3 protein-coding genes and 1 pseudogene are annotated in these 26,362 nt (G+C 72.4%); 3 read left to right on the top strand and 1 reads right to left on the bottom strand.

Annotated features, from left to right (window positions below; all coding sequences use genetic code 11):
* A partial coding sequence (locus tag V9G19_RS19060; protein WP_462286991.1) for a sulfatase-like hydrolase/transferase occupies window positions 1–404 on the bottom strand: 404 nt, incomplete at its 3' end.
* A gap of 309 nt (window positions 405–713) precedes the next feature.
* Here V9G19_RS19060 and V9G19_RS19055 point away from each other — a divergent pair.
* From V9G19_RS19055 to V9G19_RS19045, 3 genes and pseudogenes are all read left to right on the top strand, one after another.
* A pseudogene (locus V9G19_RS19055) lies at window positions 714–7,520 on the top strand (SDR family NAD(P)-dependent oxidoreductase); the annotation flags it as partial.
* Window positions 7,521–7,827: 307 nt separating this feature from the next.
* The gene (locus tag V9G19_RS19050) at window positions 7,828–16,854 is read left to right on the top strand and encodes an SDR family NAD(P)-dependent oxidoreductase (RefSeq protein WP_462286990.1); all 9,027 of its coding nucleotides are present in this window, start codon (window positions 7,828–7,830) and stop codon (window positions 16,852–16,854) included.
* 39 nt (window positions 16,855–16,893) lie between these two features.
* On the top strand, window positions 16,894–26,295 hold the full coding sequence (locus V9G19_RS19045; RefSeq protein WP_462286989.1) for an SDR family NAD(P)-dependent oxidoreductase: 9,402 nt from the start codon (window positions 16,894–16,896) through the stop codon (window positions 26,293–26,295).
* Window positions 26,296–26,362 lie beyond the last annotated feature (67 nt).

Raw genomic sequence — 26,362 nt, 5'->3', positions numbered from 1 at the left:
GTGCGATAGCCCGAGCGCTCGAGGTAGCCGGCGATGGAGCCGCGGGTGTCGAGCAGGTTGCCGAGCCCCTGGGAGATCACGCCGGTGTTGTGGTCATAGCGACCGACGAAAGTCGCCGCGCGCGATTGGCAGCAGGAGGGCGTCGTGACGTAGCTGTACTTGTAGGTCACCCCCCGCTGCTGCATGAAGGCGACGAGGTTCGGAAGATAGGTCGCCATCTTGGCCGGATCGTCATAGATCTGATCGTCGGTCTTGATCAGGATGACATTGGGTTGGCCGGTGATCTTGGCCGCGGCCTTCGCCGGGCCCTGCGGCGTCGCCGAGGCACTGCCGGTGCCCAATCCGCCGGCGAGGCTCGCCGTGATCGTTAGCGCGGCGGCAGCCGCGAGATGGCGTTGTTTCATGAGAACAGCCTCCAGCCGTCTGATGGTGACCGACGGACGGCAGGGCACTGCTCGACCGATCCGGTCCGCACCCTAGCCGAGTGGTGGCGGCCAGAGCGGCGCACGGCCGAGGGAATTCTGGTTCTCGCCGAGGATGAACCGCCACGTCCGCGAGTTGAGACACCCCTGGCGCCCCTCAGTTCCTCCCACTCGCCACGATCCCCTTCTGGGCCGGCCGGACTCGGGCCGCTACGGGTGTCACCCGGCGACGACCCTCCCTAACGTGCCGGACATCGAGTCCCATGCCCCCTGCCCTGAGGGAGTAACAGAATGTCCGGTCCGGTCGACACCACGCGTGCCCTGCAGGATCTCGCCAAACTGGCGCCAACTGCCCGCGCGTCCCAACTGACCGACCTGGTGATGACCCAGGCGCACGCCTGCGGTCGTCCCGGTATGCCGACCCCCAAGGTCGGCCGGAATGTCACCTTCGCGGCGGCAGGCATCGACTCCGTCGGCCTGATCACGCTGCACTCGCACCTGGTCGCGGCGACGGGACTCGCCCTGCCGGTGAGCGTCGGCTTCGACCACCCGACGCCCCGGGCCCTCGGGACGCACCTCGCCGAGGTCGCCTTCGACGATACCGGCGCCGTCGGCGGTCGGGCCGCCGGCCGCAGTGGGGATGTCCACGCGCGGATCGCGGTGGTGGGCATGGCGTGCCGGCTGCCCGGCGGCATTCGGACGGGAGAACAGCTCTGGGAGGTGCTCGACGCGGAGCACTGCGTGCGCGGCGACTTCCCGCGCGATCGCGGCTGGGAGCTCGAGCGGATCGCCGCCGAGGTCGGGGCCAGCCACGGCTACTTCGTGGAGGACATCGCCGGATTCGATGCCGAGTTCTGGGGGATCTCCCGGCGCGAGGCGCTGGCGATGGACCCGCAGCAGCGGCTGCTCCTCGAGGGTGCCTGGGAGGCACTGGAGCAGGCCGACATCGACCCGGCGTCGCTGAAGGGCTCGCGCACCGGCGTTTTCATCGGTGCCGGCGCTGCCGAGTATGGACCGCGGACCCCGCACATGCCGGCGTCGGTTGCCGGGTATGCGCTCACCGGCGCCGCATTGAGCGTCGCCTCGGGCCGGGTCGCCTATCAGCTCGGCCTGTCCGGCCCGACGATGACCGTCGACACCGCCTGCTCCGGGTCGCTCGTCGCGATGCACCTTGCCGTGCAGTCGCTGCGTGCCGGAGAGTGCGCATTGGCCCTGGCCGGAGGGGCGACAATCCTCTCCGCCCCATCGCTTTTTGACGAATTCACCCGGCAGGGCGGGCTCGCGCCCGACGGCCGGATCAAGCCGTTCTCCGCCGATGCGGACGGCACTGCCTTCGGCGAGGGCATGGGCATACTCGTGCTGGAACGCCTCGACGACGCCCTGGCCGCCGGACACCGCGTCCTCGCCGTCGTCGAGGGCAGCGCGATCAACTCCGACGGCGCGAGCAACGGCCTGACCGCGCCCAATGGCACCGCCCAGGTCGGCGTTATCCGCGACGCGCTCGCCGATGCCGGCCTCACCGTCGATGATGTGGATGTCATCGAGGCCCACGGTACCGGAACCCGGCTTGGTGACCCGATCGAGGCGCACGCCCTGCTCAGCACGTATGGCCGCCGCACCGGCGAGCCGGTCCGGCTCGGGTCGGTCAAATCCAACATCGGGCACGCCCAGGCCGCCGCGGGCATCGCCAGCGTTATCAAGCTGATCCTCGCGCTGCGGGCCGAGAAGCTGCCCCGCACGGTGAACATCTGCGCCCCCACGACCGGCGTCGATTGGCGTTCCGGCGCGATCGAGTTGGCGACAACCGCAAGCAGCTGGGCGCGCGACGACAAGCGCGCGCGCCGCGCAGGCGTTTCCTCGTTCGGGATCTCGGGAACCAACGCGCACCTCGTGCTCAGTGGTCCCGAGGTTGCCCAGCCGAGCCGCGTGGATCAGGACGGCACCGACGGCGCGAGCACATCAGACGCGAGCGGCAGCGAGACCGCGGGCACGATCGAAACTGGCGCTGCGGCATACGGAATCGTGCCCGTGGTCGTTTCCGGGCACAGCCCGGCCGCGGTCGTCGCCCGTGCCGAGCAACTGCGGACCCTGGTCCGGGGCGGCGCCGACCCCCAGGCGCTCGCGCGCACCCTCGGTGGCCAGCGCGCCACCCACCGCATGCGCCACGCCCTGCTCGCGAGCGACGCGGCCGACCTCACCACGCAGCTCGAACGGCTTGCGGCCGGAGATGCCGGGGAGTTCGCCGGCGAGGTCGGGGATCCCCGCATCGCCTTCCTCTTCACCGGCCAAGGCAGTCAGCGCGTGCACATGGCCCGCGACCTTGCGCGGCGCTATCCGGTCGTCGGCGAAACCCTCGCCGAGGTGGTCGCATACGCGGATCTTCAGCTGCCGGAATCGCTTTGGGACGTGCTGTGGCCCGATGTCGCGGACGAGAAGGCGGTCGATAAGCTGCGCCGCCCGGAGTATGCCGCGCCCGCCATCTTCGCCGTCGAGGTCGCGCTCACCCGGCTGCTGGAATCCTTTGGCATCCGCCCCGACATCGTGCTCGGCCACTCGGTCGGTGAGTATGCCGCCGCGCACGCCGCCGGCATCCTCTCCCTCGCCGACGCCACGATGCTCGTGACCGCTCGCGGCCGGCTGATGGCCCAGCTCCCCCCCTCCGGCGCGATGCTCGCCATCGACGCCACCGCGGACGACGCGCACGAGCTGCTCGGTGCGATCGCGGACCCGGAGTGCGCGATCGCCGCGATCAACGGACCGCGCTCGGTTGTGCTTTCGGGCCCGGCTGCGGCCATCGACCGAGCCGTGTCCCTCTGCGTCGAGAAGTCGTTGCGGCGCAAGCGTCTTGTCGTCGGCCATGCCTATCACTCGCCGCTGATGCGGCCGATGCTGGACGAGTTCGGACGCGTCGCGGCATTGGCGGACCACAACGCCCCCTCGGTGGCCATGATCTCCTCCGTCACCGGCGCCGAAGTCGAGTCGCTCGACGCTGCCTATTGGGTCGGCCAGGTCGAGGCGCCGGTTCGGTTCGACGACGCGCTGGTCACCCTCGGCGAGGCGGGCGCCAACATCAGCCTCGAGCTCGGCCCCGACGCCGTGCTTACCCCGCTCGCCGCCGGTCGCGCGGCGCCCGGCGACTACCAGGCCGCCTGTCTGCGGGCCGGCCGCGACGAGGCCGGCGAGGTCGCCCGGGCCGTCCTCGGCGCTCACGTCCGTGGCGTCGACCTCGACTGGGCCGGTCTGCTCCCCGGTGGGGACGCCGAACCAATCGCCCTGCCGCCCTATCCTTTCCAGCGCCGGCGCTACTGGATCGACCCCGACACCTCGGCCGAGCGGAGCCCCGAGCGCGGCCTGATGAGCGCGGTCGTCCCGGTTGCCGGCAGCGGCGGGATCGTCCTGACCGGGCGCGTCTCCACGAGTGCGCAGCCCTGGCTGGCCGACCATGTCGTCAACGGGGTGGCGTTGATGCCCGGGACCGGATGGGTCGAGATCGCCCTGCAGGCCGGCCGTGCTTGCGACGCACCGCAACTGACCGAGCTGACCATGGAGTTGCCGCTAACCATCGAGCCGGGTGAGGAGGTGATCGTCCAGGTCGTCGTCAGCGCGCCGGACGAGCGCGGCACCCGCAGCATCGAGTGCTGGTCGACCCCCACCGGTGACGAGCCCGACTGGCGCCGTCACGCGAGCGGCCTGCTCAAGGCTGAAACCGACACGGCAGCAACGATTCTCGCAGGCGAGGCGTGGCCGCCCGTGGGCGCCGACGAGATCGACGTCAGCACCCGCTACGCCGACATCTTCGCCGACGGTTACAACTACGGGCCGTCGTTCCAGGGTCTGCGCCGGGCGTGGGTGCGCCACGGCGAGGTCGACGAGTTCTTCGCGGAGGTCGCCCTGCCCGAGGACGTCGCCGAGCAGGCCGACCGGTATGGCGTGCACCCCGCCCTCCTCGACGCCGTCCTGCACGGCGCCGACGAGGTCATCACCACCTCCGCCGAGGCGGTCATGGTGCCCTTCACCTGGCATGACGTGGCGCTCGCCGACGCGGTGGGCCCGGCCGTGCGGGTGCGCATCGTCGGCGCCGGTGAGGATGCCCTCGCGATCGAGCTGGCCAGCGCCGACGGTCGTCCGGTCGGCATGGTCGGGCGCCTGGCGTTGCGCCCACTTGCCGCGGACGCGTTGCGCAGCAGCCGCCCGCGCCCGGGCCTGCAGGCGATCGCCTGGGAAGACATCGCCACTCCCGAGAGCGTTGTCCCCAGCGGTCCCGTATGCCGGGTCGGCGCGCCGACCGATCCGTTGGTCGCGCTCGCCGAGGTCCTCGCCGCCGTGCAGCGGCACCTGGCGCAGGCCCCGGGGGACCGGCTGGCCGTCGTCACCACCGGTGCCACCGAGGCCACGACGCCCACCGGCCTGGCCCAGGCACCCGTGTGGGGGCTGGTCCGCTCCGCGCAGGCCGAGAACCCCGGCGCCGTCCAACTGATCGACACCGACGGCTCACCCGACTCCGCCGCACTCGTCGACGCCGCACGCTCGCTGGCTGAGCCCGAGGTCCGCATCCGGGCGGGCCAACTGCAGGTCTCCCGCCTGGTCGAGACCTCCGCCCCGGCCGCCGCTCCTGCCGCCACCGGGGCCACCGACCCGGTCCCCTCAGACAGGGACTCCTCCGACGCGGGCTCCCCCGACCCGGACCTCGGCTCATCCGAGGAGCTCACGGATGCCTCGAGTTGGCCCGCCGACGAGATCGTGCTTGTCACCGGCGGCACGGGCGGGGTCGGTCAGGCGCTCATCCGCCACCTGGTCGAGCTCGGCGTCCGCCACGTCGTCGCCGCCAGCCGGCGCGGCCCGGACGCTCCCGGCGCGGCCGAACTCGCCGCCGAACTCGTCGAAACCGGCGTGACCCTGCGTGCCGTCGCGTGCGACCTCGCCGCGCCCGGAGCGGCCGACGCACTGATCGCCGAGATCGCCGCGACCGGGACCCTTGGCTCGGTCATCCATGCCGCGGGTGTCCTCGACGACGCGCTGGTCACCTCGCTGACCCCCGAGCGGGTGGCCGCGGTCTTCGCGCCCAAGGCGAGCGCGGCCTGGGCCCTGCACGAGGCCACCCGCGGTTTGGACCTGCGCCGGTTCGTGCTCTTCTCCTCGGTGTCCGGCCTGCTCGACGGCGCCGGCCAGGGCAACTACGCCGCGGCCAACGTCTACTGCGACGAGCTCGCCAACTACCGTGCCAGCCTTGGCCTCCCGGCCACCTCGATCGCCTGGGGTCTGTGGGCCGGCGACGCCGGCATGGGCGCCGGCCTCGATGCGGCCACGCTGCAGCGGATGGCGGTGCTCGGCATCCGGGCGACGAATTTTGCCGACAACCTGCGCTATTTCGACGAGGCGCTGACCCGGCCCGGCGGTGCGCACGTGGCGCTGACCCTTGACAAGGCCGCGTTGCGTCACCGTGCGGGCGACCTGCCGGCGCTGCTCGCGCGCCTCGCCCCGCGCCCTGTCGCCGCGGCCGCGTCCAACCCAGCGGCAGCTTTTGCCGGCACCACCCCCGAAGAACTGCTCGAGTCGCTCACCACGCTGGTGCGCACCGAGGCCGCCGCCGTCCTCGGCCACGACGGGCCGCACGAGGTCGGCCTCGATCGGGCATTCTCCGAGACCGGATTCGACTCCCTCGGCGCCATCGAGCTGCGCAACCGGCTGCAGAAGGCCAGTGGCGTCCCGCTGAGCGCCACGCTCACCTTCGACTTCCCCACTCCACGCGAACTGGCCATCCATCTGAGCGCCCAACTGGCGGCAGTCGTCACCGCGACCTCGGCCGCGACCGTGGCGACCACCGCGAGCCGCGATGACGACCCGATCGCGATCGTCGGCATGGCCTGCCGCTTGCCCGGCGGCGTCGACTCTCCAGATGCCCTGTGGCAGTTGGTCGAAGGCGGCGTGGACGCGATTGGCTCCTTCCCGACCGACCGCGGCTGGGATCCTGACCTGCTCGACCCGGCCGGCGCGCCGGGCACGACGGTCTCCGACCGGGGCGGCTTCCTCTATGACGCCGCCTGGTTCGACCCCGACTTCTTCGGGATCAGCCCTCGCGAAGCCAGCGCGATGGACCCCCAGCAGCGCATCCTCATCGAGACCGTCTGGCACTCCCTGGAGCACGCCGGCCTCAATCCGATGGCGTTGCGCGGCAGTGCGACCGGCGTGTTCGCCGGGACGATGTATCACGACTGGGGCCTGCGCGGCGGACCGCTTCCAGAGGAGTTCGCCGGGTATCACGGCAACGGCTCGATCGCCAGCATGATGTCCGGCCGGATCTCCTATCTCTATGGCTTCCAGGGCCCGTCGATGTCGATCGACACCGCCTGCTCGTCGTCGCTTGTCGCCATGCACCTCGCCGGCGAGGCGCTGCGCCGCGGCGAGTGCGACCTCGCGCTCGCCGGTGGCGTCACGGTCATGTCAACGCCGGACACGTTTGTCGACATGTCCCGCCAGGGCGGCCTGGCCGCCGACGGTCGCTGCAAGTCCTATGGCGACGGTGCCGACGGCACCGGCTGGGGCGAGGGCGTGGGCGTCCTTGTCCTGGAGCGCCTTTCCGATGCGCGCCGCAACGGCCACCGCGTCTTTGGCCTCGTCGCCGGTTCCGCGGTCAACTCCGACGGCGCCTCTAACGGCCTGACCGCGCCCAACGGACCCGCCCAGCAGCGGGTCATCGCCGCCGCGCTCGCCGACGCCGGAGTCACCGCCGCCGAGGTCGACCTCGTCGAGGGTCACGGCACCGGCACCACGCTCGGCGACCCGATCGAGGCGCAGGCGGTGCTCGCCACCTATGGCCAAGGCCGCACCGAGCCGGTGCGTCTGGGCTCGATCAAGTCCAACATCGGGCACGCCCAGGCCGCCGCCGGCGTCGCCGGCGTCATCAAGGTCGTCCAGGCGATCCGGCACGGCGTGCTGCCCCGCTCCCTGCACGGCGAGGTCCCGTCCACGCACGTCGACTGGACCACCGGCGCCGTCGAACTCCTCACCGACAACCTCCCCTGGCCCGGTGAGCGGACCCGCCGGGCCGGGGTCTCGTCCTTTGGCATCAGCGGCACCAACGCACATGTCGTCATCGAGGAGGCTCCGGCCGATATCGCTGCGCTGCTGCCGATTCCGTATGCCGCTCCGCAGACGCCCGATACCGGTGTCCCCTCCGGTGTCCCCTCCGGCGCCCTCCCCGGCGAGCCCGGTGCCGCCGCGTCCGACCAGGCCGGTGACAATGCCAGGCTGCCGATCGCCCTCCCGGTCTCGGGCAGGGCTCCCGGCGCGATCACCGATGCCGCACGCGCCCTGGCCGCCCAGCTTCCCGCCGTCGGCCTGGCCCCACTGGCCACCGAACTCGCGCTGCGCGCTGGCCATGGCCACCGTGCCGTCGTGTGGGCGGATGACGCCGCGGCCGCGGCCGAGCGGCTCTCCGCGCTGGCCGACGCGCACCGGCGCTCCCGGTGCTCCCGGCGCTCCCGGGGTCCTGACCGGTTCGGCACCGGCCGAGCCGGTCACCGCCTGGCTGTTCACCGGTCAAGGCAGCCAATGGCACGGCATGGGCTCCGGCCTGCGTGCCCTGGGCGGCGCCTTCGCCACCACGGTCGACACCCTGATCGGCGAGATCCCGGCCGCCCTGACCTGGCTGTCCACCGACGCCGGGCTACCCGAGATCGCCGGCAGCGACGTCGCCGCCCAGGTCGACGACCTGCTCTCCACCGAGCACGCCGGCCTGCCCGCGGACCTCGACACCGGCCTGACCCAAACTGCGCTCTATGTCTATGAAACCGCCCTTGCGGCACAATTCAGCGCGTGGGGCATGACCCCCGACATCGTGATTGGACACTCGATCGGCGAAGTCGCCGCCGCCGTGATCGCCGGCGTGCTCTCGGCCACCGACGGCCTGCGGCTTGTCCTTGCCCGCGGTTGGTTCATGGGCCGGTGCGGCGGCACCGGCAGCATGCTCGCCGTCCCCGCGGCGGAGGACGAGGTCCGCGCCCAGCTCGTCGACTGGCAGCTGCCCACCGTCGAGGTGGCCGCGGTCAATGCCCCTGGCTCCCTCGTCCTGTCTGGTCCCAAGGCCGACCTCGCCACTGCCGCAGCGAAGTTCGACGACGCCGGCATCGCCACCACCCCGCTACGCGTTGCCGACGCCTTCCACTCCGCGCTCATGGAGCCGGCGCTCGAGGCACTCGGCCGCGTGCTGGCCATGCTCGAGCTGCGCCCGCCCAAGCGCCGCCTGGTCTCGACCGTCACCGGCACCTTCGACCCGGCCACCGCTGGCCACGGTGTCAGCGACCCCGCCTACTGGACCGGCCAGGTGCGCAGCGCGGTCCGCTTCGCCGACGCGTGCCGCACCGCGGCAGCGGCCGGTGCCAGCGTGCTCCTGGAGGTCGGACCCGACCGGGTCCTCACCGGCCTGGCGGCTCGCACGCTGACCGACACCCCCGAACCGGTCACCACGATCGCCGCCGCCAAGCGCCGCGGCGACGAGCCCAGCCTGCTCATCGACGCCGTCGCCAAGGCTTGGGTCAGCGGGGCCGCAGTCGACTGGTCCGCGGTCAACGGTGACAGCGCCCGGCCGAGCGCCGACATCGCCCCGTATCCGTTCCAGCGCAATCGCTATTGGCTCGACGTCGAGCCCCGCGCCGGCCTGGCCCCAGGCATGGAGCCGGTCGCGCACCCCTTGCTCCACGCGGTGCTCCGCCTGCCCGACGGCGGCCTCGTCGTCACCGGAACCCTCGCCGCGCGCTCCTCCCGCTGGCTCGCCGACCACGTTGTCAACGGGCGTATCCTGCTGCCCGGCACCGCCTTTGTCGAGCTGTCGCTCGTCGCCGGCGAACAGGCCGACTCCCCGGTCCTGGAGGAGCTGACCCTCGAGGCGCCGCTCGTGCTGTCCGAGACCGAGGCCGTCACCGTCGAGGCCGTCCTCTCCCCGGCGGACGACACCGGCCGCCGGTCGCTGTCCATCCACTCGTATGCCGCTTCCCGTGGCGAATGGACCCGCCACGCAGTCGGATTCGTCACGGCGACGCCGCCCGCCGCGGCCGCGGGCCTGACTGCCTGGCCACCCGCCGGCGCTGCCGCGATCGACGTCACCGGCGCGTATGCCGAGTTGACCGGCCGCGGCTACGGCTACGGTCCCGCGTTCCAGGGCCTGCGCGCCGCCTGGATCGCCGACGGCGCGCTCTATGCCGAGGTGGCCCTTCCCGAGGCCGCCGGGCCGGTCACGGGCTACCGGATGCACCCGGCGCTGCTTGACATCGCCATGCACGCCGACCTCGTCGTCGACATGCGCGCCGGCGGCTCCCAAGCGCTGTTGCCGTTCGCGTGGACGGGCGTGGCCCTATCCACCCCCGGGACGAGCACGCTGCGCGTCGCCGTGGAACGGATCCGTGGCGCCGAGGAGTCCCGGATGGTTGTCGCCGACACCGCGGGCCGGGTTGTCCTGCAGGTTGACCGGCTGGTCTCCCGGGTGGACGACCCCCGCGGTCACCTCGACCCCGACCTGCACGTCATCGGCTGGGAGCCCGTGGCCGTCGCGCCCAATGGCCCCGGCGCGACAACCAACGCCGCCGCTGACCCGGCCGCCCCGCCGATCGAGCCCGTGCTGATTGCCCCCGGCGAGCAACTGCCACGAGATGCGCGGCTGACGGTGCTCGCCGTGCCGGCGGGCTCCGAGCCAACGGCGGTCGCCGCAACGCTCACCACCGTGCTCACCGCCCTTCAGGAGCATCTCGCGCAACCGTCAGGCCACCTCGTGGTCGCCACTGCGCACGGAGTCCACCTCGACCAGGCAGCAACCGGGTCTCCCACCGCGGCCGCCGCCGACACCCCACACCCGGACGCCGACACCCCACACCCCGACTCCGACACCCCACACCCCGACTCCGACACCCCACACCCCGACTCCGACACCCCACACCCCGGCTCAGTTGCCAGTGCAGCCCATGCAGGCACCCCGGACGTCGACCCGGTCGCCGCTGCCGTATGGGGTCTGGTCCGCGGCGCTCAGGCCGAGCAGCCCGGCCGCATCACCCTCGTCGACGGCAGCGAGCCCTGGCAACAGGCGGGGCGGCATCCGGCAGAGATCGCCGCTGCGGTGGCGACCGGTGAGCCCGAACTAGCTGTGCGGGAGGGCAACTGGTTCCGAGCCCGACTCGTCCCCCCGTCCGCGAGCGGCGCGAGCGACTGGGACCGCGAGCGGACCGTGCTGATCACCGGTGGCGTCAGCGGGCTCGGCGCGATCATCGCCAAGCACCTGGCCACCCAGGGCGTGCGGCACCTGACGCTGACCAGCCGTCGTGGTGGCGCCGCGGCCGGAGCCGACGAACTGATCGCGGAACTCGCCGCCCTCGGCGCGACCGCTTCGGTCGTTGCCTGCGATGTCACCGACCCGGCCGCGATCGCTGACGTGATCGCCGGCTGCACCCCGGCGCTCGGCGGTGTCGTCCACTGCGCGGCCGAGGTCGCCTCGGGCGTCATCACCGACCTCGAGGGTGACACGATCGCTCGGGCTCTTGGAGCCAAGGCGCTCGGTGCGTGGAACCTGCACTGTGCCACAACAGAACTCGACCTGTCGCGGTTCGTGGTCATCTCCTCGGCCGGCGCGACCGTCCTCGCCGAGGGCCAGGCGAACTACGCCGCCGCCAATGCCTTCCTGGACGGTCTGGCCCACCACCGCCGCCACCTCGGGCTGCCCGCGACCGCGGTCGCCTTCCCGCTGTGGGATGTCGTGACCGGGCTGGGCGGCGACCTGACCGACGCCGACCTCGTCCGGATGGCACGCCTCGGGCTGCCGGCGATCTCTGTCGAGCGCGGGCTGGACCTGTTCGACGCGGCGCTCGCGGCCGGCCCGGCATACGTCGCCGCGTTGAAGGTCGATGCGGGAGCCTTGTCCCGCCGCAGCGAAGTCCCGGCGCTGCTGCGTCGCTGGGTGCGCGCCAAGCGCACCACCGCGCCGGCCACCGGCGCCGAGGGCAAGGCCCTCGCCGAAGCCCTGACCGGGATGTCGGCGTCTGCCGCGGAGCGGCATGTCCTCGCCCTGGTCTCGGAGCACGTCGCCACCGTCCTCGGCTACGGCAGTGGCGCCGATGTCAACCCGGACAAGGCATTCCGTGAGGTTGGGTTCGACTCCCTCGCCGCCGTCGAGCTCCGCAACGCGCTCAACGCGGCCAAGGGACTCCGGCTGCCGGTCACGTTGGTCTTCGACCACCCGACCCCACGGCACGTCACCGCGCTCATCATCGAGGGACTGGACATCTCCGCGCCGGCCGAAACCACGCCGGCCCGGCAGCCGGTCACCCGCAGTGACTCGGCCGAGGACCCGATCGCGATCGTCGGCATGGGCTGCCGCTTCCCCGGCGGCGTGCGCAGCCCGGAGGACCTGTGGGCGTTGCTCGCCGAGGGGCGGGACGCGATGGGTCCCTTCCCGACCGACCGGGGCTGGGCCGAGGACATCTACGACCCGCAGCCCGCGACGCCGGGCAAGACCTACGCCAACATGGGTGGCTTCCTTTACGACGCAGCCGAGTTCGACCCGGTCTTCTTCGGGATCGGGGCTCGCGAAGCGATTGCCATGGACCCGCAGCAGCGGCAGCTGCTCGAAGTCGCCTACGAGACGATCGAGCGGGCCGGCATCGACCCGGCGCAGCTGCGCGGGAGCGCGACCGGAGTCTGGGCCGGCGTCATGTACCACGACTACGGCTCCCGGCTCTCCGCCGTCCCCGAGGAGGTCGCGAGCTTCCTCGGCAATGGCACCGCGGCGAGCATCCTGACCGGGCGGGTCGCCTACACCCTCGGCCTCGAGGGCCCGGCGGTGAGCGTCGACACGGCCTGCTCGTCCTCGCTCGTCGCGCTGCACTCCGCTTGCCAGTCGCTGCGCTCCGGCGAGGTCTCGATGGCCCTGGCCGGCGGCGTGACCGTCATGTCGACGCCGGAGCTCTTCGTCGAGTTCTCCCAGCAGAAGGGCATGGCGGCCGACGGCCGGTGCAAGTCCTTCGCTGCCGCCGCCGATGGGACTGGGTGGTCCGAGGGCGTCGGCCTGGTTCTGCTGGAGCGCCTTTCCGACGCCCAACGGCTCGGGCACAACGTCCTGGCCGTGATCCGCGGCTCGGCGATGAACCAGGACGGCGCCTCCAACGGCATGACCGCGCCCAATGGTCCGTCGCAGCAGCGGGTCATCGCCGCCGCCCTGGACCGGGCCGGCCTGACCGCCGCCGACGTCGACCTGATCGAGGGTCACGGCACCGGAACCATCCTCGGCGACCCGATCGAGGCGCAGGCGCTGCTGGCCACCTATGGCCGGGCTCGCACCGACGACGACCCGGTCTGGCTCGGCTCGATCAAGTCCAACCTCGGCCACGCCCAGGCCGCCGCCGGCATCAGCGGCGTCATCAAGTGCGTGCTCGCCCTCCAGCATGGCCTGATGCCGCAGACGCTGCACGTCGATCAGGTCAGCCCCAAGGTTGACTGGAGCGAAGGCGCGGTCGCCCTGCTCACCGAGGCCCGCGCCTGGCCCGAGGACCGCACGCGCCGCGCTGCCGTCTCGTCGTTCGGGTTGTCCGGCACCAACGCTCACGTCATCCTGGAGCAGGCACCGGCCGCCCCCGTGACAGGCGACGAGCCCGTGATAGGCGAGCCCGTGACAGACAACGAGCCCACAGGCGCGACCCCGCCGCTCGTCCTCGGCGCCCTCGACAGCGCCGCCCTGGGACGGCAGGCACAGGCACTGCGCGATGCGCTGATGGCCACCCCGGATACCGACCTCGCTGCGATCTCGCGAGCCGCTTTGACGACGCGCACCCCACAACCCGTTCGGGCCGTGCTCGCCGCGACAAGCAGGGAGCAGCTGCTCGCCGACCTCGCCGCCCTGTCCGCCGACCCAGCACTGTGCAGCGACTCGGTATGGACGGCCCGCGCGAAGGCCGGCCGCCGCTGCGCGTTCCTCTTCCCCGGGCTCGACGCTCAACGACCCGGCATGGGTAGCGAACTGCTCACTGTCGAGCCGGCTTTCGCCGCGGCATACGACGAGGTCGTCGCGCTCCTCGACGAGCAACCGCAGACCGACCCTGCTCCGGGCAAGCTCTTCGCCTACCAGATCGCGCTCCATCGCCTCCTCACCTCGTGGGGCATTGAGCCCGAAACGCTCATCGGCGACTCGGTCGGCCAGCTTGCCACGGCGCACGTCGCCGGCGACGTGACGTTGACCGATGCGGTGCGGCTCGTGGCCGCGGGCAGCACGCCGGACGCCCCCAGCGTCGCCGACCGCATCGCGGCGGCGGACGCGGACGGGATCGACTGCTACATCGTGCTCGGCGAGCTGCCGTCACCCGCAGCGGTGATCGCGGCGCACGTCGAGGAGCCCGCCGACGTGATCGTCGTCGCTCCTGGCGCGCCGCAGCCGGGCAATGCCGCAGCACTCACCGCGGCGGAGTCGGTCAAGCTCGCCGCGGCCCGGCTGTTCGCTGCCGGGGTGCCCGTGGACCGGGAGGCCCTGGCGGGCAGTGGCTCGCGAGCGAGCTTGCCGACCTACGCCTTTGCGCGGCAGCGCTACTGGCTCGACGATGCGCCCGCCGCCGGTGGCGCCAGCGATGTGGTGCGGGCCAAGACGCACTCCACGGTCGAGGGTGGCGCACCGGTCAGCGGCCATCCGCTGCTGCCGACGATCGTGCCGCTGGTCACGGGAGACCAGGTCATCGCGACCGGCCGGCTCGATCCGGCCGGCCTCGGCTGGCTCGGCGAACACGCGATCGGCGCGAGCGCCATCCTGCCCGGCACGGCGTATGTCGAGATGGTCCTGCGCGCCGGCGCCGAGGTCGGTGCCGACATCATCGAGGAACTCATTCAGCTCGCACCGATGCCCTTCGGCGCCAACGGAGTCGATGTCCAGGTCGTTCTCGCCGCCGACGGCGACGGCTGGGCCGCCTCGATCCACTCGCGCCCCGCCGGGCAGCTCGGCAGCTGGACCGAACACGCGCGCGGCCGGGTCGTCGCCGCAGCCGACGCCGCCGAACTGATGGCACCGCTCGAGCCGCTCGCCGCCTGGCCACCCCCGGGTGCCGAAGAGATCCCGGTCGGTCGGCTGTATGCTGATCTGTCCGAAGCCGGCTTCGGCTACGGCCCCGCCTTCCAGGGCGTACACGCGGCCTGGCGCCTGGGCGACGCCGTCTTTGCGGAGGTGAGCCTGCCGCCAACCGAGGCGGCGGTAGCCGCGGCATACGGAATCCATCCGGCGCTACTGGACGCGTGCATGCACGCGGAGCAGTTCCTCGCCGACCAGGAAAGCCAGGCATTGCCGTTCAGCTGGAACGGTGTTCGGCTCTCGGTGACTGGCAGGGACACCGTGCGCGTCGTGCTGCGCAAACCCGACAGCCACACGATCACGTTGGGACTGCACGGCGCGGATGGCCAGGTCGTCGGCAGTGTGGAGTCGATTACCCTGCGCGAGAACAGCATTCCGACGCAGCCGATGCGAGTCATCGGCTGGCACGAGGCCGCCTCGGTGGAGGCGACCGAGCAGGTCGTGGCCCTCGCGGCGGACCTGCCCGGGGTGGCGACGGCATACGAACCGGTGGCCGAGGCTACCGCGATCGTGTGGGCGCCGGTCCCGGTCCTCGGGGACCTGGTCGCTCGCACCGAGCGCGCCGTCACCGACACCATTGCGCTGGTGCGCGATTGGCTCGCCGGCGGGGACGAGTCGGCCCGGCTCGCCGTGCTCACGAGGGGTGCCGTCACTGTGGTCGACGGGGAGCGCATCGACCCGGCGGCCAGTGCCGTCTGGGGCGTGCTTCGGGCGGCGACCGCCGAGAACCCGGGCCGGTTTGCGGTGATTGACGTCGACGCCGCCGGCCCGGCGACGGTCGCGGCTGCGGCCTGCGGCCAGGACGAGGCGGCGGTGCGCGGCGAGCGCGTGCTCTTCCCACGCCTGGTGACCGTGCCCGACCCTGTGGACGAGGCACTCGGCTTCGACCCAACGGCCCCGGTGCTCGTCACCGGCGGGACCGGCCTGCTCGGTCAGCTGCTGGCCCGGCACCTGGTCACCGCGCACGGCGCAAAGCAGCTGATCGTCGCCAGCCGGCGCGGCGCCGACGCCCCGGGGGCCGCCGAGCTGCAGGCCGAGCTGGCGCAACTCGGGACGACCGTCGACCTGGTCGTGGCCGACCTGAGCGACCTGGCGTCGGTGCGGGCCGCGATCGACGCCTTGCCGGTTCGACCGCGCGCAATCGTGCACGCCGCCGGGGTCATGGACAACGCCGCGGTCGGCGCGCTGACACCGGAGCAAGTGCGAAATGTGCTGGCGCCCAAGGTGGCCGGCGCGTGGGCGCTGCACGAAGCGACCCGCGATCTGGAGGTCGACGCGTTCGTGCTCTATAGCTCGATCGGCGGGCTCACCCTCGCCGGCGGGCAGGCGAACTATGCCGCCGCCAACACCTTCCTCGACGGCTTCGCCCAGTGGCGCCGCGCGCAGGGTCTGCCGGCGACCTCGATCGCCTGGGGCCTGTGGGCCGGAACCGCGGGTGACGGTCAGGACCTGAGCGAGGTCGACCTGCGCAGGATGCTGCGCCAAGGCGTCCGCCCGCTCGCCGCCCGCGACGGACTGAGCCTGCTCGACCGGGCGCTCGCCGGCGCCCCGGCTGCCGTGGTGGCCGCGAACTACGACCGGGCGGCACTCACCGAGGCGGCCTGGGTCCCGGCCCTGCTGCGGGACGTCGCGCCCGACTGGTCCCGTGTACCCGGCGCCGGCGCGGGGACTGGGTCGGCCCTAGCGGGCCCGGCTGGCCTGGCGCGGGCCAGCGTCCCGGAGGCCGAGCTGGCCGGCGTCCCGGAGGCCGAGCTGGCAACGGCAGCACCCGCGACCGAGCCTGTGGTCGAGGGCACGACGACGGCGTCGAGTGCCGGCCCCGAGCCCAGCCCCGCTCCCGCCGCACGGTCGAACAGCGCCAAGGCCGACGCGGCCGGCGAGTTCGCCCAGTCCCTGACCGGACTGAGCAAGCGCGAGCGGCAGGCGAGCGTCGAGGAGCTGGTGCTGCGGCATACGGCCACGGTGCTGGGGCTGAGCGGACCGGAGCAGGTGCTGCGAGACCGTGGCTTCACCCAGATGGGCATCGACTCGCTCGGCGCCGTTGAGTTGCGCAACCGGCTGCAGCAGGCCAGCGGGCAACGCCTGTCGGCAACGCTGATCTTCGACCAACCCACCGTCGAGGAGTTGGCCACGCACCTGCTGGCCAGCGTTCCGGTCGGCGAGCCAGTGCCCACCACCCCAGCGGCCACCGCAACCACCTCCCCCGAGACACCCACCACGACAACGACCGAACGCGCCGACGCCACCCTTGCCGGCCCGAACCCCGCCGAAGACATCGCCTCCGAAGACAACGCCTTCGACGACATGGACATCGAGCAGCTGATCGCTGCCGCGATGGCCGAATGATCCCAAGCGCCGACCGACCTTGAGACCCGAGGACAGCTAATGACCAACGTCGAGCAGATGACCGCCGCGCTGCGCAACTCCCTGGCCGCCAACCAGCGGCTGCGCACCGAGAACGCCCGGCTGACCGACGCCGCGCACGAGCCGATCGCCATCGTCGGTATGGCGTGCCGCTTCCCCGGCGACGTCACCACCCCGGAGGAGCTATGGCGACTCGTCGCGGACGGCGTCGACGGGATCACCGAGGTTCCGCTGCAACGCGGTTGGGACCCGTCGATCTTCGACGGCAACACCGACAAGCCCGGCCGCTCGGCGTCGTCGGCCGGTGGCTGGCTGCACGACGCCGGCCAGTTCGACCCGGAGTTCTTCGGGATCAGCCCCCGCGAGGGACTGACCATGGACCCGCAGCAGCGGTGGTTCCTCGAGGTGACCTGGGAGGCGCTGGAGCACGCCGGCATCGACCCGGTGTCGCTGCGCGACAGCGACACCGGGGTCTGGGGTGGGGTGATGTACCACGACTACGCGGGGAGCAGCGCCGGCAGCTTCCTCTCCGGACGGGTCGCCTACACCCTCGGCCTCGACGGCCCCGCGGTATCGGTCGACACCGCCTGCTCGTCCTCGCTCGTCGCGATCCACCAGGCGGTGCAGTCGCTCCGGCGCGGCGAGACCACACTGGCGCTCGCCGGTGGCGCGACGATCATGAGCACGCCGAGCATGATGGTCTATTTCAGCGAGCAGGGTGGCCTTGCCCCCGACGGCCGGTGCAAGCCCTATGCCGATGGCGCGGACGGCACCGGCTGGGGCGAGGGCGTGGGAGTCCTTGTCCTGGAGCGGCTGTCCGACGCCCGGCGAAACGGCCACCGGGTGTTTGCCGTCGTCGCCGGGTCGGCGGTCAACCAGGACGGCGCGTCGAGCAGCATGACCACGCCTAACGGGCCTGCGCAGCAACGGGTTATCGCAGCTGCCCTGGCCGATGCTGGCCTGACGACGGGCGATATCGACCTGATCGAGGGTCACGGCACCGGCACCAAGTTGGGGGACCCTATCGAGGCCCAGGCGCTGCTCGCCACCTATGGCCAAGACCGCGCCGAGCCGGCGTGGGTCGGGTCGATCAAGTCCAACATCGGGCACGCCCAGGCCGCCGCGGGTGTCGCCGGGGTCATCAAGGTCATCCAGGCCATCCGGTATGCCGTGCTGCCCCAGTCCCTGCACGTCGACCAGATATCCAGCGTCGTCGACTGGGAGGCCGGCGACGTCCGCGTCCTGGCCGAAAACCGGCCCTGGGCTGGCATCGACCGCGTGCGCCGAGCCGCGGTGTCGTCGTTTGGGCTGTCCGGCACCAACTCCCACGTCATCATCGAGCAGGCCCCCGCCGATCTCGCGGTGGCGGTCACCACCCCGTGCACAACACCCGGCGCCAATCCCGGCGCCGCCGGCAACTCGGCAAGCGCGCCTGACACCAGCGTCGACGCTGGTGCCTCGATGGACGCAGCTGAGGGGTCTACTTCACACCCGGGCGTGGCGGGGATCGTCCCGATCGCCATCTCCGGGCGAGTCGCGGGCGCCGTTGCGGCCCAGGCGAGGACGCTCGGAATACGGCTGGCTCCGACGGAACCCGCCCAGGATCGAGCGGGCCAGGATCGAGCAGGCCAGTATAGAGCGGGCCAGGATCGAGCCGACGGCATCGAGAACCTGATCTCGACGGCCGGTGTGCTCGCCACCCGCGCCCACCTCGGTGAGCGTGCGGTGGTCTGGGGCCGGGACGCGGCCGCGGTCGTCGCGGGCCTGAGCTCGGTCGCGGATGCCCGCGTCAACGACTCGGGCGTTGACCAGCCCAACGTCGCCACCGGACGCGCCCTGCACAGCACCGCGCCCGGGGTCGCTTTCGGTGACCTCGGCGGCGACTGGTGGTTGGCGACCGCCGCCGCCCTCGGCGACGTCCCGGCCTTCGCGGCCGCGGTCGAGCAGACGTTGACCGCTCTCGCCGGGGTCGACGGCGGCGCAGCGGAGACCGCGCGCGCCGCGGTCACGACCGCACACCAGGCAGCCGATCCGGCTGTCACCCAAGCTTCACCCTCTCCATCCCGCACCCCAGGCGAGCATGCGTTGGGCCTCACCGCCGAGGCGTCGGCGGCTGGCCTGCTCGCAGTCGGTGCCGGGATGGTGGCGACGTTGCGCTCCTGGGGCCTTGACCTGGCCGGTTTCGCCGGGTCCGGGGCCGGTGCAGCGATCGCCGCGCTGGCGGCCGGGGCGGACATCGCCACGGCATACGGACTCCTGGTGGGTCCGGCAGCCGGTCAGGGCACGACGCCCGCCGGCGTCTGGGACTCGCTGGTCGAGGCCGACCACGCCAAGCGGGCCCGAGTGTGGATCGTCGTGGGCGAGTGGACCGCCCCCGACGTCTCCACGATCCCGGCCGCCAGCGCGACACCCTCCGACGGCTCACCGGCGGACGCTGCCGAGGCGCTCGTCGCTGCTGTCGCCCAGGCCTGGTGCGTTGGCGTCGACGTCGACTGGACCGCTGTGGTCGGCGAATTCGATTGGCCTGCCGTCGATGTTCCGACCTACCCGTTCCAGCACCAGAACCTGTGGATGCCCACGCCGCCGTCCGGCCCGGTCGCCCTCGGCGCCGATGCGACCGAGCACCCGATCCTCACCGTGCGAATGGATTCACCGGTCGCCGACGAGGTGATCTTTGCCGGCCGGGTCTGTCGCACCTCGCCCGGCTGGCTCGCCGAGCACGTCGTCTCGGGCGAAGTGATTCTCCCCGGTGCCGGGCTGGTTGACCTCGCGCTGGCCGCGGGGCGCGGCGTCGGCACGCCCGCGATCGCCGAGCTGCTGATCGAGGCGCCGCTCTATGTCCGCAGCTCGTGGACCCAGGTGCGCGTCGTCGTCGGACCGATCGATTCGACCGGCGCCCGCTCGGTGCGGATCTTCTCCCGTGAGGACGGCTCCTGGGCACGCCACGCTCAGGGCACGCTTGTCGCGGAACCCGCTGCGCTGCCTGACTTTCCGACTACCTGGCCGCCCAACGACGCTGCCCCGCTGGACATCTCGACCGCTTATCAGCGCCTCGCTGCCAGTGGCTTGGCCTACGGCCCGGCCTTCCAGGGCCTGGTCGCCGCGTGGCAGCAGGACGAGCAGACCTACGCCGAGGTCGCGCTCGCCCCCGAACTCGGCGACGCGGCGCCCGGACATGCGATCCACCCTGCCCTGCTCGACGCCAGCTGCCACGCCGCGATGATCAGCGGCGAGGACGATGCCGCCGTGCCCTTTGTCTGGCATGGCGTCACCGCCTGGCGCAGCACCGACCGAGTCCGGGTTCGCCTGACCCGGAGCGCTGCCGACCGGATGGGCATCGTCCTCGCGGACACCGCCGGACGTGTTGTCGCCGCCGTGGATGCCGTCGTCGGCCGCCCGGTCGCCGAGATCGGCTCGGCCCCAACCCCGATTCCGTATGCCGTCGCCTGGCACCCGGCACCCGCGTCTCCTGGCGACGCCTCCCTCGCCGACGCCGAACTGATCGACGTCACCCCTGGTATGCCGCTTGCGGACACACTCGCCGCGGTCCAGTCCGCAGCCGCATCCGGGCGGCGCTGCGTCGTCGTCACCCGTGACGCCTGGGCGGTCGCCGACGGTGACCTGCCGGAGCCGGACATGGCCGCGGTGTGGGGTCTGGTCCGTTCGGCGGAGGCCGAATCGCCCGGCAGCTTCGTCCTGGTCGATCTGCCTGCCGAACCGGCAGGGCTCGACCTGGCCGCGATTCCGGCCGTGGAGCCCGAGGTCGCATTCCGGGACAACGTCTTCCACCTGCCTGGGCTCGAGGCGATCACCGGTGCCGGCGATGCGGGCATCGACTTCGGGGCCGGTGCCGTGCTGGTCACCGGCGGCACCGGCGGGATCGGCGCCGTCCTGGCGCGACACCTCGTCGCCCGACACGGGGTCACGCGACTCCTGCTCACCTCCCGTCGCGGCCCGGATGCTCCGGGAGCTGCCGACCTGCTCGCCGAGCTGACCGCGGCCGGCGCCGAGGTCGAGGTGCTCGCGTGCGATGTCACCGACGCCGCGCAGGTGGCAGCCCTCTTCTCCGGGTTTGCGATCACCGGCATCGTGCACTGCGCCGGCGTCCTCGACGACGCCGCGCTCGCCTCGCTCACCCCCGAACGGCTCGACGCCGTCATGGCGCCCAAGGCGACCGCCGCGCGCGTGCTCGACGAATACGCGCCGGAGGGAGCGGCATACGTGCTGATCTCCTCCATCGCGGGGACGGTCGGCTCGACCGGTCAGGCGAACTATGCCGCCGCGAACGCCTATTGCGACGGGCTCGCCGCCCGCCGCCGGGCCCGTGGCGAACACGGGCTGAGCCTGACCCCGGCGCTATGGACCGTCGGCATGGGCGCTGCGCTCGATGAGCGCGCCCGGGCAGCCATGGCAGCGACCGGAATGCCCGCGCTGGATCCGGACGAGGGCCTGGCCCTGGTCGACGTCGCCTTCACCAGCGAGCGCCCCGTTGTCGCCCCGGTCCGCCTGGACTCATCGGCCTTGGCAGCGCACGATCACCTCCCCGCCGTGTTGCGCCGCAGCGGAACCCGCCCGGATCAGGCCGTGTCCGAGGCGCTGTCGGTCTTGGGCGGCGGCACCCGCGAACAGCAGCGCGACACGCTGCTGCAGTTGGTCCGGGAGTCGATCGCCGGCGTCCTCGGGTTCCGGTCGGCCGACCAGGTCGAGGAGGACCGGCCGTTCGAGGAGCTGGGCTTCGACTCGCTCACCGCGATCGAGGTGCGCAACGCGCTCGGCTCGGCGGTCGGGCTGCGGTTGCCCGCGACGCTGATCTTCGACTACCCGAGTGCGCTCGCCGTCGCTGACCACCTGTTCGCCGAGCTGGCCCCGGACGAGGCTGCCGTGACCGTCGAAGCGGAGCCGGCCGGCACCCGCGTGGCGGACGATGATCCCATTGCGATCGTCGGTATGGCGTGCCACTTCCCCGGCGACGTCGGTGACCCGGACGCGCTGTGGCGGATGGTGATCGACGGCGTCGACACCATCGCCCCGGCGCCGGCGGACCGGGGCTGGGACCCCGAACTGATCGACCCCGAGGGTGCTCCTGGGACGATGCTCACCGACCAGGGCGGCTTCCTGCGGGAGGCGGCATGGTTCGATGCGAACTTCTTCGGGATGAGCCCGCGCGAGGCCCATGACACCGACCCACAGCAGCGCATCCTCCTGCAGACGACGTGGGAAGCGTTGGAGCACGCGGGGATCCAGCCGCGATCACTGCGCGGATCCAGGACCGGTGTGTTCGCCGGGGTGATGTATCACGACTATGCGGCGGGCAGCGCGGCCAGCATGTTGTCCGGCCGGGTGTCCTACACCTTCGGCTTCGAGGGCCCGTCGATCTCGGTCGACACGGCGTGCTCGTCCTCGCTCGTCGCCATGCACCTGGCCGGTGAGTCGCTGCGCCGCGGCGAGTGTGAGCTCGCGCTCGCCGGCGGCGTCACGGTGATGGCGACGCCGGCGACCTTCGTCGACATGTCCGAGCAGGGTGGGCTCGCGCCCGACGGCCGGTGCAAGCCTTATGCCGAGGAAGCCGATGGCACCGGCTGGGGTGAGGGCGTGGGTGTCCTTGTCTTGGAACGATTGTCGAGCGCGCGCCGCAACGGCCACCGCGTCTATGGCGTGGTCGCCGGCTCGGCGATCAACCAGGACGGTGCCTCCAACGGCTTCTCTGCCCCCAATGGCCCGGCCCAGCAGCGGGTGATCTCGGCCGCCCTGGCGGACGCCGGTCTCACCGCCGCCGCCGTCGACTTGGTCGAAGGCCACGGCACCGGAACCAAGCTTGGCGACCCGATCGAGGCGCAGGCACTGCTGGCGACCTACGGCCAAGACCGCGAGGCGCCGGTCAGGATCGGGTCGATCAAATCCAACATCGGCCACGCCCAGGCCGCGGCCGGGGTCGCCGGGGTCATCAAGGTGGTCCAGGCGATCCGGCACGAAGTGTTGCCGCAGTCGCTGAACGCGCAGACGCTGTCGTCGCACGTCGACTGGGCCGCCGGCGCGGTCGAGGTGCTGACCGACAATCGGCCGTGGGAGACCGAGCGGGTTCGCCGAGCCGGTGTGTCCTCGTTTGGGATCAGCGGCACGAACGCGCACGTCATCATCGAACAAGCGCCGGCGGACGTCGCGGCACCGGCCGGAGCACCCGCCGTGACCCCGGCCGGGACCAAGGCACTGGAGAGTGCTGCCACACCGGCCGAGCCGGTCGCGCTGCTGCTGTCGGCCAAGACACCGGCATCGTTGCGGCAGCTGGCCGCCCGCATCGACGGTGTTCTCGACACCATCGGCCCGCTCTCGCTGGCCCGCGTGCTCGCGGAGCGGACGGCGTTCGAGCACCGGGCCACCATCGTCGGAGCCGGGGCGGCCGAGCTGCGCGCCGGACTCGCCGCGGTCGCCGACGGCTCGACCGTGCCTGCGGTGGTGATGGGCGGCGCCCGCGCGCTGGCACCGGCGCCGGCCAGCGACTCGATCGCCCACCTCGCCGCGGCCTGGACCGCAGGCGCCACCGTCGAATGGCCGTTCGCAGCGGCCGCCTGGCCGGCCACCTGGGTGCCGACCTATGCCTTCGACACGCGCCACTACTGGGCCCAACCGCGCCCGCTGGTGGGCTCGCCGATCGACCACCCCGTCTTTGGCGCAATCGTCGAGTCCCCGACCGACGCGACCGTGACCTTCACCGGCCGGCTGAGCGCAGCGGCCCCGTCCTGGACGGCCGACCACGTCGTGGACGGTTCGGTGCTCTATCCCGGAACCGGGCTGGTCGAGCTGGCGTTGACGGCCGGCCGCCGGCTCGGCGTGCCGTTGCTCGCCGAGTTGCTGGTGCAGGAGCCGCTGATCCTGACCGCGCAGTGGTCGCAAGTGCACGTCGTCGTCGACAGCCCGGACGGGCGCGGCGACCGGCGGGTGCGCATCCATACCCGGGCCGCGGATGGTGTGTGGCGTCAGCACGCCGAGGGCATCCTCGCTCCGGCAACCCCGGGCATTGGTGAGGATCTGATGTCCTGGCCGCCGGAGGGTGCCACTGCGGTCGATGTCGCCGACGCCTATTCGGTGCTGGCCGACCTCGGCTACCACTACGGCCCCGCGTTCCAGGGCCTGCGGGCCGGCTGGGTCGATGGGGCGACTCAATATGCCGAAATCGAGCTGCCCGCCGATACGCCGGCCCTGGAGCACCTCGTCCACCCGGCGCTGTTCGACGCCGCGATGCACTTGGGGTTGTTGGACATTCGTGACCGCGAGGCCGGAGCTGAGACGCTGCTTCCGTTCGCGTGGAACGACGTTCAGACGGTCGGCGAGGTGGGTCGCACCGTGCGGGTGCGGATCCGGCCCGCCGCGGGCGCTGACAGCCTCGACCTGCTGATCGCCGATGAGGTCGGCCGCCCGCTGCTGCGAGTCGGCTCGCTGGTCTCGCGGCCGCTGGGTGCCGCACCGGCGGACAACCTGTGGCGGATCGACTGGCGCGCAATGCCGTCCGGCACCTCTGGTGGTTCCGCGGGAGTCTCGGCGGATGTTGTCCTCGACTGCGGAGAGCTGGCGGCCGGTATGCCGCTGCCGGCCCGCACGCACGCACTTGGCCACGCCGTGCTCTCGCAGTTGCAATCGGTCCTCGCTGATGGCGGCCGCTGTGTGGTCATCAGCCGTGGCGGTTGGGCTGTCGCAGAAGGCGATCGAGTCGATCCCGCCCAGTCGGCCGTATGGGGCCTGGTCCGGGCCGCCGAGGCCGAGTCGCCGGGGTCGTTCGTCCTCGTCGACGCGCCCGCGGGCGAGGCCGTGGCTCTCGCCGCACTGCCCGGCGGCGAGGCGGAACTCGCGGTCCGGGAGGGAGCGGCATACGTCCCTCGGCTGGTGCCGGTCACCCCTGGTGATGTGGCGCCTGGTGTTCCGGTGCCTGGTGCTCTGGCGTCGGACGATGTCGTGCCTGGTGACGGTGGGGGCGATCCGGCCGGTGCGGGCGAAGCCGAGGCCGGAGCCGGGACTGCGGCTCCCCGGGTCAGCGGGGGCTTTGGCTCCGGCGCCGTTGTCATCACCGGCGGCACCGGCGGCATTGGGGCGCAGCTGGCCCACCACCTCGCCACAGCGCACGGCGTCCGGCGCCTGATCCTGACCTCGCGCCGCGGCGCCGACGCGCCCGGCGCGACAGCCCTCACCTCGGAACTGGCCGAATTGGGCTGTGCCGCCGAGGCCGTCGCCTGTGACGTGACGCGCCCGGACGCGATCGCGCGGCTGTTCGCGGCATACGAGATCACGGGTGTGGTGCACTGCGCCGGGGTCGCCGAGAACGGCGTGATCGGTGACATCACGCCGGCGGCGTTCGACGCCGTCGTCGGGCCAAAGGCCGATGCCGCGTGGCTGCTGCACGAGGCCTCCCGCGCGCACGACGTGGCCGCGTTCGTCGTCGTGTCCTCGGCTGGCGGGATCACCATGCCGGCCGGTCAGGGCAGCTATGCCACGGCCAATCTGTTCTGTGATGGGCTGATTGCTCATCGACGCGACCTCGGGCTCCCCGGGCTTTCCCTCGCCTACGGGCTGTGGGCGCTCGATGCCGGCATGGCGGCGGGACTCACCGAGACCGACATCGAGCGGCTCGCCGAGCAGGGCACGCGCGCCATGCCGGCCAGCGAGGCCCTCGCCTTGTTCGACCAGGGGTTGGCCTCTGGCCTTGCCACGGTCGTTCCCGTGCCGTTGGACCGGGCCGCACTCGGCGCCGGCCGGCGCTCGCTGCCGGCCGTGCTCGGCGACTTCCGCCCGACGCGGGCAGCCGGCCCGTCTCGGCCCGTCGGCGACGCGGCTAGCTCCGGCGGACCGGCGGGCGGTGCGGTGTCGTTCGCGGCGTCGCTGACCGGAATGGCCCCGGCCGCGCGCCGCAAGACACTCCGCTCGCTCGTCCGTTCGGTCGTCGCCGGGACGCTGCGGCTCGCCGGCGCCGATGCGGTCGATCCCGCACGGCTGTTCGACGAGATGGGCTTCGACTCCCTCTCGGCCGTCGAGTTCCGCAACCAGCTCGCCGCGGACACAGAGTTGCGCCTGCCGGCGACGCTCGTGTTCGACCACCCCAGCGTCGACGCCGTGGTCAGCTACCTGGACGGCCAGATCCCGGTCGCGCCGAGCGGGCCGGGCGATGGTCAGGCCGGTGGCCCTGGGGAAGGGCCGGCTGGGGATGGGGCGGTTGGCGCGCTCGACCTCGACGCTGTTCGCCGCGGCGCCCTGGCCGTCGGCGACGACGACCGGGTCGACCTGGCCCTGCAGCTGCGCGCCCTCGCCGACGAGATCCTCACCGGCGGCCCGCTCGCCGCCGCCACTCCGGACGAGGTCGACCTCGCCGACCTGGCTGCAGCCGACACCCTCGAGTTGATGGCGATCCTCGACCGCGAACTCGGCCGAGTCGGCTGATTGGCGACGCCCCACCAACATGAACACGCCAAGTCAGGTTGATTTGGCGGGTTCATGGTCCTTTGGG

It is taken from the genome of Nostocoides sp. (assembly GCF_037045025.1).
Lineage (GTDB): Bacteria > Actinomycetota > Actinomycetes > Actinomycetales > Dermatophilaceae > Nostocoides_A.
Note: the sequence above shows the minus strand (reverse complement) of the source record. Positions and strands in the feature narration are given on the sequence as shown.